The organism is Leptospira terpstrae serovar Hualin str. LT 11-33 = ATCC 700639 (assembly GCF_000332495.1).
Classification (GTDB): Bacteria; Spirochaetota; Leptospiria; order Leptospirales; family Leptospiraceae; genus Leptospira_A; species Leptospira_A terpstrae.
Genome location: NZ_AOGW02000016.1, coordinates 149,228 through 161,915 on the forward strand (window position 1 = coordinate 149,228; position 12,688 = coordinate 161,915).

The 12,688-nt window shown below is 38.9% G+C and carries 11 protein-coding genes; 5 read left to right on the forward strand and 6 right to left on the reverse strand.

All coding sequences use genetic code 11. The features are described 5' to 3' along the window. Nucleotides 1–4: 4 nt before the first annotated feature. Nucleotides 5–1,603 carry a xylulokinase gene (locus tag LEP1GSC203_RS16020; RefSeq protein WP_002975000.1) on the reverse strand — a complete coding sequence of 533 codons (1,599 nt, stop codon included), beginning with the start codon at nucleotides 1,601–1,603 and terminating at the stop codon, nucleotides 5–7. A 109-nt stretch (nucleotides 1,604–1,712) separates the two neighbouring features. Here LEP1GSC203_RS16020 and LEP1GSC203_RS20100 point away from each other — a divergent pair, with 109 nt between their 5' ends. Both LEP1GSC203_RS20100 and LEP1GSC203_RS16025 read left to right on the forward strand, forming a co-directional pair. Then, entirely contained in the window at nucleotides 1,713–1,847 is a 135-nt protein-coding gene (locus LEP1GSC203_RS20100; protein ID WP_002975067.1) for a hypothetical protein, read from the forward strand. Further along, nucleotides 1,844–3,049, forward strand: coding sequence for an MFS transporter (locus tag LEP1GSC203_RS16025; protein ID WP_002975165.1), 1,206 nt, complete (start codon nucleotides 1,844–1,846; stop codon nucleotides 3,047–3,049). The genes LEP1GSC203_RS20100 and LEP1GSC203_RS16025 overlap by 4 nt, the downstream gene beginning before the upstream one ends. Nucleotides 3,050–3,144: 95 nt before the next feature. Here LEP1GSC203_RS16025 and LEP1GSC203_RS16030 read toward each other — a convergent pair whose 3' ends face one another. The 4 genes from LEP1GSC203_RS16030 to LEP1GSC203_RS16045 all read right to left on the reverse strand — a co-directional run bounded on the left by LEP1GSC203_RS16030 (nucleotide 3,145) and on the right by LEP1GSC203_RS16045 (nucleotide 5,487). Continuing rightward, on the reverse strand, nucleotides 3,145–3,543 hold the full coding sequence (locus tag LEP1GSC203_RS16030; RefSeq protein WP_002975131.1) for a hypothetical protein: 399 nt from the start codon (nucleotides 3,541–3,543) through the stop codon (nucleotides 3,145–3,147). A gap of 15 nt (nucleotides 3,544–3,558) precedes the next feature. Continuing rightward, a complete protein-coding gene (locus LEP1GSC203_RS16035; protein ID WP_002975043.1) occupies nucleotides 3,559–4,053 on the reverse strand; it encodes a DUF7000 family protein in 495 nt (164 codons plus the stop codon). Between the two features lie 72 nt (nucleotides 4,054–4,125). Beyond that, a complete protein-coding gene (locus LEP1GSC203_RS16040) occupies nucleotides 4,126–4,782 on the reverse strand; it encodes an HAD family hydrolase (protein ID WP_002975136.1) in 657 nt (218 codons plus the stop codon). Between the two features lie 54 nt (nucleotides 4,783–4,836). Next, on the reverse strand, nucleotides 4,837–5,487 hold the full coding sequence (locus LEP1GSC203_RS16045; protein WP_002975130.1) for a TetR/AcrR family transcriptional regulator: 651 nt from the start codon (nucleotides 5,485–5,487) through the stop codon (nucleotides 4,837–4,839). A 166-nt stretch (nucleotides 5,488–5,653) separates the two neighbouring features. Here LEP1GSC203_RS16045 and LEP1GSC203_RS16050 point away from each other — a divergent pair, with 166 nt between their 5' ends. Then, complete coding sequence (locus tag LEP1GSC203_RS16050; RefSeq protein WP_002975037.1) at nucleotides 5,654–7,123, forward strand: aspartate aminotransferase family protein; 1,470 nt, start codon at nucleotides 5,654–5,656, stop codon at nucleotides 7,121–7,123. A 250-nt stretch (nucleotides 7,124–7,373) separates the two neighbouring features. Next, the gene (gene fliF, locus LEP1GSC203_RS16055; protein ID WP_002975108.1) at nucleotides 7,374–9,074 is read left to right on the forward strand and encodes a flagellar basal-body MS-ring/collar protein FliF; all 1,701 of its coding nucleotides are present in this window, start codon (nucleotides 7,374–7,376) and stop codon (nucleotides 9,072–9,074) included. Between the two features lies 1 nt (nucleotide 9,075). On the opposite strand, the gene LEP1GSC203_RS16060 is transcribed toward fliF, so the two are convergent. Beyond that, complete coding sequence (locus LEP1GSC203_RS16060) at nucleotides 9,076–11,637, reverse strand: adenylate/guanylate cyclase domain-containing protein (RefSeq protein WP_002975084.1); 2,562 nt, start codon at nucleotides 11,635–11,637, stop codon at nucleotides 9,076–9,078. 77 nt (nucleotides 11,638–11,714) lie between these two features. Between LEP1GSC203_RS16060 and LEP1GSC203_RS16065 the strand changes: the two genes are divergently transcribed. Next, nucleotides 11,715–12,611 carry an alpha/beta fold hydrolase gene (locus tag LEP1GSC203_RS16065; protein WP_002975135.1) on the forward strand — a complete coding sequence of 299 codons (897 nt, stop codon included), beginning with the start codon at nucleotides 11,715–11,717 and terminating at the stop codon, nucleotides 12,609–12,611. Nucleotides 12,612–12,688: the final 77 nt, after the last annotated feature.

Here is a 12,688-nt window from a genome sequence, read left to right on the forward strand (position 1 = left end):
TACTTTATGTATTTAAAATTGCAAAATTGTTTTGATTGGTCTTGTAGAGATTTTTAAAAACTTTAAAATTTCTATCGTAGATTGTTTTATGATTTGGATTCGGGATCCATTTGTCTTGGATAGGAATCATGGATTTGATATCTTCAAATTTTGGAATCATTCCAAGTCCGTATGCGACTATCGCTGCTGCACCCATCGCGCCAACGTTTTCTGGATGAACTACCCTTTCAATGGTTTTTCCTGTAATATCAGCTAACAACTGACAGATGAATCCTGACCTTGCCACTCCTCCCACAAAACGAATCGTATCCGATGTAGGGATTTTTTCATTGGAAAGTTCCAAAATCCAACGTTTATGAAAGAGGATTCCTTCTACCACGGAACGAATGAGAGTTCTTTTACCTGTTTGCAAACTAATGTTGAAGAAGATTCCTCTAGCTTTTGGGTCTTCAAAAGGACAACGGTTTCCATGCAACCAAGGTGTAAAAATCACACCTTGCGAACCAGGCTCTGTGTCCTTAATGGAATCAAACATAAACTCAAATAAACTTGCATATATGGCTTCTGGGCCATCCGTGATTTTCTTTTTTTCTAGATATAAATCAATTTCATCTAAGGCCAAATGGTCTTTGACCCATTGTAAACATTTCCCGGAAGTTTCTTGTTCTCCAAAGTAATTGTAATAACCTTCTCTCGCTCCAACGATAGAGGCGATCCTTGCTCCAATATCCACAGTTCTTTTTTTGGTAACAGTGGAGATCCATCCAGAAGTTCCTGCATAAATATGAGTGTCCCCCTCTTTGACAGCACCAGCACCCACACCTATGAGAGATGCATCGCCACCACCACCAAACACTGATATGTTTTCTTTTAGCCCTAAAAAATCGGCAGCTTCCTTTGTCAAACCACCTACCTTATCTGAAGAATTGACAATCTTCGGCAAATGATCCAACCTAACGCCGAATAACTTACATAAGAGGGGACTCCAATTACCTTTTCCCTTCCTTGAGTTGTATAAAAATGTAGCAAACGCAGAATCTCTTGTCATAACTGCAACGTTAGTACAACGAGCGATGAGAAATTCTTTTACATCCAACCACCACTTCGCTTTAGAAAATATTTCTGGTTCATTTTTTTCGACCCATTTGTATTTCCAAATTGGATCTTTGACACTGGCTGCCACGGCTCCTGTGATCCAAAGAGATAACAAAAGTTTTACGGCATTGATCCCTTCTATTTTTAAACCATGGACAATCCCTTCTTTCATTTCCAAAGTGGCCCTTTGGTCCATATAACTCATGGCAGGACGAACCACTTGAAATTCGGAATCCACAAGCACTAGGCCTTGCATCTGCGAACAAAAAGAAATCCCTTGGATGGAATCTGGATTGGTTTTGGATTCATTCAAAACTTGAGATGTGGTTTTTTTTAAAGCCAACCACCAATCCTCTGGGTTTTGTTCGGCCCCTCCGTTTTCAAGAAGTTGGATGGAGTATTCCAAACTGGCTGATTGGACAAGTTCCAAAGCATCTGACATCCGGAAGAGACATGTTTTGACTCCGGTAGTTCCAATATCATAAGTCAGTATGTATCCAGATTCCATGGTCACTCCATTCGCTCGATTTTCGCACACTCATGGTTTGGCCCGCCCTTAGAAAAACAGCCTTCCGGGGGTTTTTCGTTTTTCTCCAGGGAAAGGAAAAAAGTGAGTGATGACTCACAAAGATTCAGAATCATCGGCTCGGATGGCAATTCATTTTCCTTCGAGATCTCCCCTAAAGGGAATTTATTCCGAACGATTGGTTTCCATCCAAATCCATAACTTGCCAAAAAGGGAACTGAAATGAGCCAAAACCCTACCAAACTCTATCCATACCGCTGGGTTGTGCTTTTCGCCTATATAGTCATCACGGCAACCATTTGTTTGCAATGGTTGACCTATGCTCCCATTGCACGAGATGCCAAAGAGTTTTATCAAGTAAGTCCTATCCAAATCGATTTACTTTCTCTCGTTTTTCTTGGCGTTTTCGTTTTCATAGCAATTCCCGCCTCTTATGTGATCGATACTTATGGAATTAAAAAAGGAGTTGGTTTTGGTGCTGTATTAACAGGCGTTTGCGGGCTACTGAAAGGAATTTATGCAGCCGATTATACCATTGTGCTTCTTTGCCAAATAGGACTCGCAGTGGCCCAACCATTTCTTCTAAACGCAGTGACCAAAATTAGTGTTTTGTGGTTTCCCATCCAAGAAAGGGCCACCGCTGTCGCCCTCGGAACCTTAGCTCAATTCCTCGGAATCATTCTTGTGATGATCCTTACCCCTATTTTACTCCAAAATGGAAACTCCATCCCTGATGTGATGATGATGTATGGAATTGGTTCTGTGGTCTCTGCGATTCTATTTCTTACCCTCATCAAAGAAAAACCACCAACCTCTCCGAGTACCCATGGCGAAGACCACGAACTCACCTTTCAAGAAGGACTTCGTTTTTTATGGAAACAGAAAGATATGAGAAAAATTCTATTTTTGTTTCTCATTGGTCTTGGGGTTTTTAATGCTGTGAGTACTTGTATTGATCAAATCTGCGAAATCAAAGGCCTGAATATCGACGAATCAGGGTTAGTTGGCGGGGTGATGTTGATTTCTGGAATCATCGGTGGAGTGATCATTCCTCCCCTCTCAGACAAATTACAAAAACGAAAGTTATTCCTGATCGTTGCCATGGCTGGATTTTTAGTGGGCCTCAGTTTATTTGTATTGTTCCAAGGATTTATATTCTTACTCGTTGGATCGATTGTGATTGGATTTTTTCTATTGGGAATTGGGGCACCGATTGGATTTCAATACTGTGCAGAGATTACTTCACCAGCACCAGAATCCACTTCGCAAGGTTTACTCCTCCTTGTGGGACAAGTCTCAGGCATATTCTTTATCTTAGGACTTAACTTTTTTGGAATGATTTCCTTTTTATACATCCTTCTCTTTCTATCCCTGATCAATTTGATTCTGGTATTTTGGTTAAAAGAATCTCCGTTTATGGAATCTTAGGCTAAGGTATAAGGAATCAAGCGGTGAAGGGGAAACGAAGTTCGCCTCGTTTGATTCGGAAAATGAAGTGGTAGTGATTCAGCAATTTTGATAGATTAAATCACTAAAAAAGAAGTTATGGAATTGTATCTAGACAGATGTTTTGCAGTTAGAAATACGAAACAACCAAAAGGAATCTGAATATATAAACCCATGAGAATGTTTTGATTTCCGGAAGATAACCCGTAAGATAAATTGATCAGTATATCCAGGATCATAATGATAACAGCTAGAAAAACAGCGAATTTGTAAGAAAAGAAAAACAAAAAAATGACTAGAGGATCGAGAATCAGTAGTGAAGTCCAAAAGGCATTCCATAAGAACGGTGCAAAAGTATAACCAAAAAAACCTAACTTCACCATATCCATCGCATGGGAAATGGTTCCAATACCAAATCCAATCATATAGATTGTTATGAGTAATTGATTTTTTTTATTCCAATAATAGTTTGGCATGTTTTGCGAAAATTCTTATTTCAACTTACTCACTTTGATCTCTTGTATAATTTCTGCAGTCACTTGCACCAAACTCGCTTCAATTTGTTTGGAAAGTAAATCCAGATCATTAAAATTAGGTTTTTCAATGAGGACAGCTTCCAGAATGGAATACTGTGGTTTGGTGGTTCTATTTTTGTTCCACTTTGTATTTTTAAAATACTCCCAATACCTTTCCTGAATGGGTATGGTCTGTCCCAAAAGCCAAACTTCAAATTGCATTTTCGGATGGTTTAAGACAAGGCCCATTTTTAATTTTCTATCTTTTAAGAATTTGTTCGAGTAATAGAAATAGGTATAGTCCATATATCCCTGAAACAAACTTCCAAAAGCGTAACTTTTGGAAAGGTTCTTGGATAGAGTTGTACCAAGTTTAGTTACATATTTCACAAGGCCGGCATAGGCTTCTTGGATTTCCCCGATTTGGAGCTGCTTTTTGTATGAATTTACACAATCATTAAATTGTTTCATTAATTTGTCTTTTTTCCTAACCACCTGGCACAAGTTATAGTATCTTACAAAATAGAACCGAACTTTCCATTGTTATCCGAAATGGTTCTCATAGATCAAAACAGTTTCAATTTCTATAAAATTTCGAACAAAAGCAATATTTTCTTTCTGGAAAAAAGGAACGTGCCTATCATCATGAGCAATCCCTAAAAAATGAAATCCAAACTGGCTCGCCGATTCATAATCTGCAGGTGAATCACCTATATAGACAATTTCATTCTTATCGATATTTTCTATATTTAATAATGAAAAAATTGGCTCAAAGACCTTTGGATTGGGTTTATGAACCTCTGTGTGTTCTGAGCCCTGAATTTGCAGAAACAATTTTGTATTGATTTGTAGTTCATTCAACTCGCGAAGAACAACCTTCTCACTTGATGAAGTTACAATTCCAAATTTAAAGGAGTCTTGATATTTACTGATAAAGTCAAAAGCATTTGAATGGGGAACATTCCAATCTTTCTTTGAATATTCTATATAAAGACTCCAAAGGGAATCGATATCCTTAGAAAATCTCCCAAACAGTTTGAGTAAAAATGCTTCCGCAGGAAGTCCCCAGGCCTCATCAATTTCTGTTTCTGTGATCTTGGAGTTAAAAATCTCTTTCGATAGTTTATAGATCGTGGTGTAACGAGTCTTTCGTGTTTGGACCAAAGTGTCATCGTAATCAAATATTATTGCTTTGATCATATTATCAAAATATTCCCTATTGTACCACTTTAGCGCAAGTCTACCCAATTCTCCCTATCCACCGAGTGCTCTGCGGATCACCTTCATTACACCAGCTACAACTTCTTCATCTCTTTCAAACACATCTTCCCCAAGATAGATCTTCATTCGTTCTTTATAATATACAGTGGAATAAGAAAACTGTAAGGTCATAAAGATACTATCGAGTAAAAAAGCAGACAAGTTGCTATCCACTTCGGAGGAAATGTTACCTTCACTTTTTGCAAGACTTATCATCTCAATATAACATTTTGCAGACAAAGATTCAAGTTCTCCCGAAAGACGAGTGATGAGCTCATAGTTACTTTCTGTAGTCATCTCATTATAGAGGCGAATGATGTCTTGGTTGATGCGAGAATGGGTTTGGATGATGCGTATGATCTTTTCTATTTTTCCAAACAAATCCAAATCCATGGAAAGAACTGATTCCAAAGTTTTTTCTAACTGCGTGATTCCATGATCCACTACGGTTAAGAAAAAATCTTCCTTGGTTTCAAAGTATTTATAGAGAGAACCAACACTAATCCCTGCTTTTTGAGCAATGGTATTGGTATTGGCACTTGTAAATCCGCGGTTGGCGAATTCTGAAATGGCTATGGTTAAAATCCGGTTCCTCTTTTCTTCAGAAATCCGCTCAAAACTATCATTAAAATGCTTGGTTACCATACTCCGTCCCCGTCCAATAAACTAGATAAGGCTAAAATTTCTCCAGGAAATTTATCTAAATTTCTAAAGAATCAGCCAATCTCGAACTATTTTATAAATTCCTTCTTGACAATGAGTGATGACTCACTCATTGTCAAGAAAAAAGACCCGGAAGAGGAAAGATTATATGGCCCAAGGCTTTTCCATGAACGAATACCCCAATGTAGACCAAATCTACAAAGACCTAAGGAAATTAATTTCCCTTCCTATCCGCTCCATCCGCAAAGACGCGATGGAGGACATCATCCATAATTACTTCGATAAAAAATGCAGTAAATCCAAAGCGATGATCACCAAAGCTTCGGAATACATTCCAGGCGGAGTCCAACACAATCTTTCATTCAACCATCCCTTCCCTCTTGTTTTTACAAAAGCATCCGGTGCTTATTTATATGATTTGGATGGAAACAAATACATCGATTTTTTACAAGCGGGCGGGCCAACTGTACTTGGAAGTAATCCTACTTCAGTTCGTAAAAAAGTCATTGAACTATTAGATACAACAGGACCTGTCACTGGTCTCTTTCATGAATACGAATATAAGTTAGCTGAGAAGATTGTAGAGTTAGTTCCTTCAGTAGAAATGTTTCGGATGTTAGGTTCTGGAACCGAAGCTTGTATGGCATCCATTCGAGTGGCAAGGCTTGCGACAAAGAAAAAAAACATCGTAAAGATGGGTGGTGCCTATCACGGTTGGAGTGACCAATTGGCATATGGGCTACGAATACCAGGAACAAGACACTTCGAAGCCAACGGAGTTCCTAAATCCATTTTCAAATACACACAAGAATTTTATCCGAACGATTTGCACTCTTTGGAATCCGTACTCAAACGAAATCGATTTCGTGGTGGAACAGCAGCCGTTCTCATTGAACCAGTAGGCCCAGAAAGTGGAACAAGACCACTAGACTTCGACTTCAACAAGGGAGTGAGAGAACTTTGCAACAAGTATGGTGCCCTTCTTATCTTTGATGAAGTGGTGACCGCTTTCCGTATTGGTCTCAGTGGGGCCCAAGGATACTTTGGTGTGGATCCTGACCTAACTATTTTTGGTAAGGTGGTTGCCGGTGGATATCCATCCGCAGGAGGCCTTGGTGGTAAAAAAGAATTTATGAAATATGTTTCTGCAGGACTTCAAACCGGCACCAAAAAGGCGTTAATCGGGGGAACGATGGCAGCAAACCCACTCAGTTCCGCTGCAGGTTACTTTACCCTTTGTGAAATGGAAAAAACAGGGGCTCTTGAAAAATCAGGAAGGGCTGGTGACCGCCTAACAAAAGGATTGCAAAAACTAATCAAAAAGTATGATCTTCCTTTTGTTGCTTTCAACCAAGGTTCCATTTGCCACTTGGAGACAGTAGGGACTATGTTACTCGATATCAATATCAAGAAATTCTGGACCATCAAAAAAACCATCGCGGAAGCCCATAAAAGAAAACACGCCATGGAAGAGATGGGAGCCGCCTATATGTCAGAAGGTCTTGTGACTCTTGCAGGTAGCAGGCTTTATACAAGTGCTTCCGATACAGATGCCGTGATTGATGATGCCCTAAAAAGGTTTGAACGAGTGTTTCAAAAAGTGGAAGGTGTGGCTTAAGTAGAAAACCAATCAAAACGGTAATCTTTCCCTAGGTTTACTGTTACTGATTTCTATAGGAATCTAAATTCTAAATCTCACCCTTTTCCCGCCAAACAAGGCTGTGGATTGGGTGGGTTTTTCCTATCGGATCCTCCGATTCCTTAAATCCAATCGGAATCCCCCTTAATTTCATTCTCTCGTCGAAAAGTACTTGTACATTTCAGGAGAATCATGGCATTATGTCTCAAATCACGACGAGGCCCGTACTATGCCTGAACCACTGCAAAAAATCATCGATAATCTCAAAGAGTTATTCAACAAACTCGATAAAACCAAAAAAATGATTTTGGGTGGTGTGCTCGCCGTTGTGGTGGTGGCAGTCATCATCCTCTCCAACGTCTCGTCCCAAAGAAACCGAGTCGTACTCTTTAAGGATCTCGATTCCAAAGACTTCTCTGAGGTCACAAAAAAACTAGATGCCCTTGGTTACTCTTATGGATCCAGTGAAACAAGCCTAATCACAGTAGACCCTGAACAAAGGCAAGAGATCGTCACCAAACTCGCGCAAGAGAATTTGATTCCTGCAGGTGTGACTGGTTGGGAACTTTTTGATATTGAAAAGTTTACCGAAACCCAATTTGACAAAGACATCAAAAAATATCGAGCTCTGAAAGGTGCGATTGAAAAATCACTCAATACCTTAAGGCCAATTGAAAGATCCGATGTGAACATTGCGATTCCCGAAGGAGATCTTTTTGAATCCAACTCTTATCCTGTAAAAGCCAGTGTGATCTTACACTTCAAACCTGGTGTTGAGGGAATGAGTAAAAAAGAAATCAAAGGGATTGTCAACTTAGTCGCACGTGCGGTTCCCAAATTAAAACCTGAAAACGTAAGTGTGGCCGACCCTGACGGAAAAATCATTTCTGATTTTGAAGAAGATTTAGAAAAAGAAAGATTAGAACTTCGAATTGTTCAAGAAAAATTAAGAATTGAAGAAGAAGAACGTGTAAAACGTCTCATCGACATTCGCAACACCTTACGTTGGTATTTGGGTGGGGAAGATCGAGTGGACATCACTCGTTTTGAATATTCATTTAACTGGGACCAAGAGTCCTTAACAGAAAACGAAGTATTGCCTGTCGTTGCCGAAGAAGATAACCCTGATACTCCATATAACGAAAGGAAGTTGGTAGATGGATATTCGTTAAAAGTATCTTCCAAAGAAACTAAAGAATCTTTTAAAGGTCGTGGGTTTACACCTGACGGTCCTGCAGGAACCGAACCAAACCTTCCTCCTGGATACAAAGACACAGACTACCAAAAAGCAGAATATTCTAAAGACGAAAATATCAATAACTACGAATTTAACAAACGAGTGAAAGACATCAAACGACAACCATGGAAAATTGAAAAGATCGGACTTTCTGTTGTCGTAGATGGTGTTTGGGAACGTAAAGAAAGAGAAGATGGATTAGGGTATGATAGAAAATACATTCCTGTTGCCGAAAATGATCTAAAACTTGTTCGTAAAAACTTAGAAGCAGCAATTGGTTACACAAGATCACGTGGTGACCAAATCAGTGTCATTACCATTCCCAAAGATAGAACCGAACAGTTCCGCGCTGAAGATGAAGAGTTTCAAAAACAAAGAGCCATTCGAAATATGGTCATCGCTTCTCTTGTAATTTTGATCCTACTCATTCTTGCAATTCTTGTGTATCGAGCGATCAAAAAAGAAATCGCAAGAAGAAGAAGACTCAGAGAAGAAGAACTTGCAGCGCAACAACAAATGATGCGAGAAGCTGCACTTCGCGTGATGGACGAAGGGGGAGCGGAAGTCGAACTCTCCCTCGACGAAAAACTCAGACGCGAGTTACTGGAAAATGCAATCAACCTGGCAAAAGAAAAACCAGAAGATGTGGCTCAGTTACTCCGCACTTGGCTTGCTGAGGAAGAACAAACTTAAATTAGGCTTCGTTTTTCCAACGGATGTTGGCACCATTGGAGATCCGGGAATATACTTCCCGGAAATACTGGTTAGGTGCCTTTCCATCCGGATCTTGCGAATAACGAGGTCTTAGGCGATGCACAAAATACATATCCAAATCCCCTTTATTTTTTCCGTGGATTTTCCCTCTATACTCTGTGATAAAAAAATACTTCACTAGATCATAAGTCTCTTTAGATACATTGATTTTTCCTGTTTCGCCACCAGACTCCATTCGCGAAGCTGTATTGACAGTATCTCCCCAAATGTCATAAGCAAATTTAAACCGACCTACAACTCCGGCAACCACAGGACCTGTATGAAGCCCAAGTCTCAGTTCCCAAAAAGGCAAACCCAGTGTAGTTTTAATTTCTTTTAATTGGTTCATGAAACTTTGAATCTCGAGAGCCGCCAAACAAGCGTCAATGGCACTGGTTCTTGTTTCCACGGGAACTCCACCCGCACACATATAACTATCCCCGATAGTTTTTAGTTTTTCTAAATTGTTTCTTAGAATAATTTCATCAAACTGCGTAAAACAGGCATCGAGTTCTTCAATGAGACTTTGTTCATCCATTCCTTCGGCAACTTTCGTAAATCCTTTGAAATCAGTGAATAATACAGTTACATTTTCAATTCTTGTGGGAGTGACGCTACCTTTAAGTTTTAATTCTTGGGCTACTTTATATGGCAAAATGTTGAGAAGTAATTTCTCTGATTCTTCCATAGCTTCTTCTGCTTTATCTTGGGCAATCAGAGCTTTTTCTCTTTCTTCATCCGCTTTTTGTTTTTCTAAATCTAACAAAAAATAACTAATATCTAATTCTTCGGCCAGTGGACGTGACATGATGTACACTACAAGGTAGTTAAACAAAACCAGAGGCAATACAATCATGGTTAGATGGAATGCCGATTCCCCCACTCCATATTGTTCCCTAATGAGCGGGAAATACAAAATGGCAGCAATGGCCATGGTAATGAGCCCCAAGTTTGCCAATCGTTGGCTCAGTTGGATTGTCCGTCCTTCCAAAGACAAAGCACCATGACGAAGCACCGCATAACCAAGTAAAAACGCGGGAACAAATTGAAAATCTGCTAAAGGATAAATTGGAAATCCATGACTAGGAAGTAGTGCTGCTAAAAGTAAAATCGCAGACAATAAAAAGGAACCAATGATCCATTTCGAAGCAAAGTTGATATAACCTTTGTTTCGAATGAACGTAAATAAAACTAAGATCAGAGCAATGGCACCGTTTGCTCCCACGAGTAATTCTGCAGGTCCACCATGATGCACTCTGGACCATGGATAATCAAAATAACCCACAAATAAATAAGGAGATGGGGCAAGCACAGCTGCTGTCACACAAAGGAAGTCTATGACTTGGATCCATATTGGTGATTTTTGTCCAATCGCCTCAAATACTAAACGAACCATGATGCTCGGTGCAAAGGCAAAAGCAACAAAGGTCATCTGAGAAATTCTAAGTTGCACCACATACGATATGTTTAACTTCAAAGGAACCGATTGGATGACATAGAAACCTGTTAGAATCAATGCAAAAGCACAAAGTTGGTTGATCCTTGCGGATGGATTGGCACCTGCCACGATGATGGATAGAAATACGGCACCAAACACAGAGACTACGGGAGGGATACCCCAAGGATACCATTTTGCCGATTCATAAGCATCAGGGGAAAGCCCAAAGGAAACGCCAAAAGAAATAAAAATCAAAACAAAAGATAATAGTGCAAATAGGAAATAAAACATTCCATTCTTTTGAAACAACAACTCATTAACGTCAAAAAAGTCGGATCGAAACACTCCGTATGCAACAAGTAACATTGGAATGAATAAAAAGAACCCTCCCGGATACACTTTAAAACCTAAAATACTCGGTGCGTTTAATGTAGTGAGTAAAAATAATAAATTTACCCCATGAAATAATGTTAGGTGGTAGTGTTTTCGAATGTATTGGTAGTGTTTGATAAACGAAGGCAAAATCAAAAGAAAGTATCCTAGTGGCGCCAAAATTCCCCAAGGACGGACATAAGAACTTCCTCTCGGATACTTCCCAAAAGTAAATTCAAAGACTGTAGTTTCAAAACCCTTACCGATTAGAACTCCAAAATACAAAACAAAACTAGCAAACCAACAAAGATAAGAATAATACAATAACAACTTACTCTGTTTCCCAGTCATATGGTAGGCCATATAAAATGCAGTGGGAGCTAGTGGAGCCACAAGAAAGTAGAGTAGATCATTCCAAAATACTAATGTATTTACATCTTGGATCCAAGCACGAGTTGTAAGTACCAAACCAACAGTTCCAAAACTAATAAAGGAAATGGTAAGATTTAAATGGAAAAATCGATTTTCATCATCTGATTTACGAAATTTTTGGAAGGCAAAGTAACTAAGAAATAATCCTACAAAAAATGTAAGAATTCCAGGAGCACCATAAGGAATCTGATACCAAAAGTATTCCCAATCCGATATAATTCCTTCTGGTTTTACAAAATAAATGAGAGGGTATGATTCCATCCCTTTAAAGATCGGCTTTCGGGAAATCAGAAAGTAGCAAATTCTTCTATTTGACTCACTTCCTCTTTTGTTGTGCTATGTCCGATATGGTTGATCTAAACTTTTCAAAAAAGAACGCAACGGAATGGTTGGCTGCTGGTAAATTTTTCGAATATAAGAAGTTTCAAATTTTTTATATCCAAGAAGGAAGAGGCCAAAACCTGATTTTACTTCATGGGTTTCCTACATCCTCTTGGGATTATTCCAAAATTTTCAACGGACTTTCTCGTTACTTCAATACGATCGCCATTGATTTTTTAGGATTTGGTTATTCTTCCAAACCCAAAAAACATACATACACTTTGATGGAACAAACAGATATCATAGAAAACTTTATCGAGAAAAATGCTCTCCGAAGGGTGAAGTTTGTTTTTCATGATTATGCAGTCAGTGTAGGCCAAGAAATTTTAGCGAGGCATTTAGAACGCTCAGATCGTAAGTATGAAATTGACGGTGCTGTTTTTTTCAATGGAGGACTTTTTCCACATCTACATAGACCCACCTTCAAACAAAAACTTCTAGCAACACCAGTACTCGGTGCATTTCTTTCCAGATTTTATGATGAAAAAAAATTCGGTATCGCTTTTAGCAAAGTGTTTGGAAAAAATACTAAACCAACTGACAAAGAAATTTCTGTTCTTTGGAAATTGATTACCTACCCAAACAAAATATTGATTCCACACAAACTCCTCAAATACATTCCAGAAAGAAGATTACACGGGGAACGATGGAAGAATGCCCTTCTAAATACGGAAGTGCCACTACTCTTTATCAACGGGGGAGAAGATCCAGTCAGTGGAAGCCACCTAGCAGATGAAATTGAAAAACTTCCGATCAAAAACAAAAAACTCATTCGTTGGGACTCCATTGGACATTATCCACAATGGGAAAACCCAGAAGAAAGTTTTAAAGAAATCTACGAATTTTTAAAATAAGAATTTATCGAATCCATTTGTTATGATGTCTATAACTTTCTCCAAAGTTATAGTCTATCATAAATAAATACGAGGAT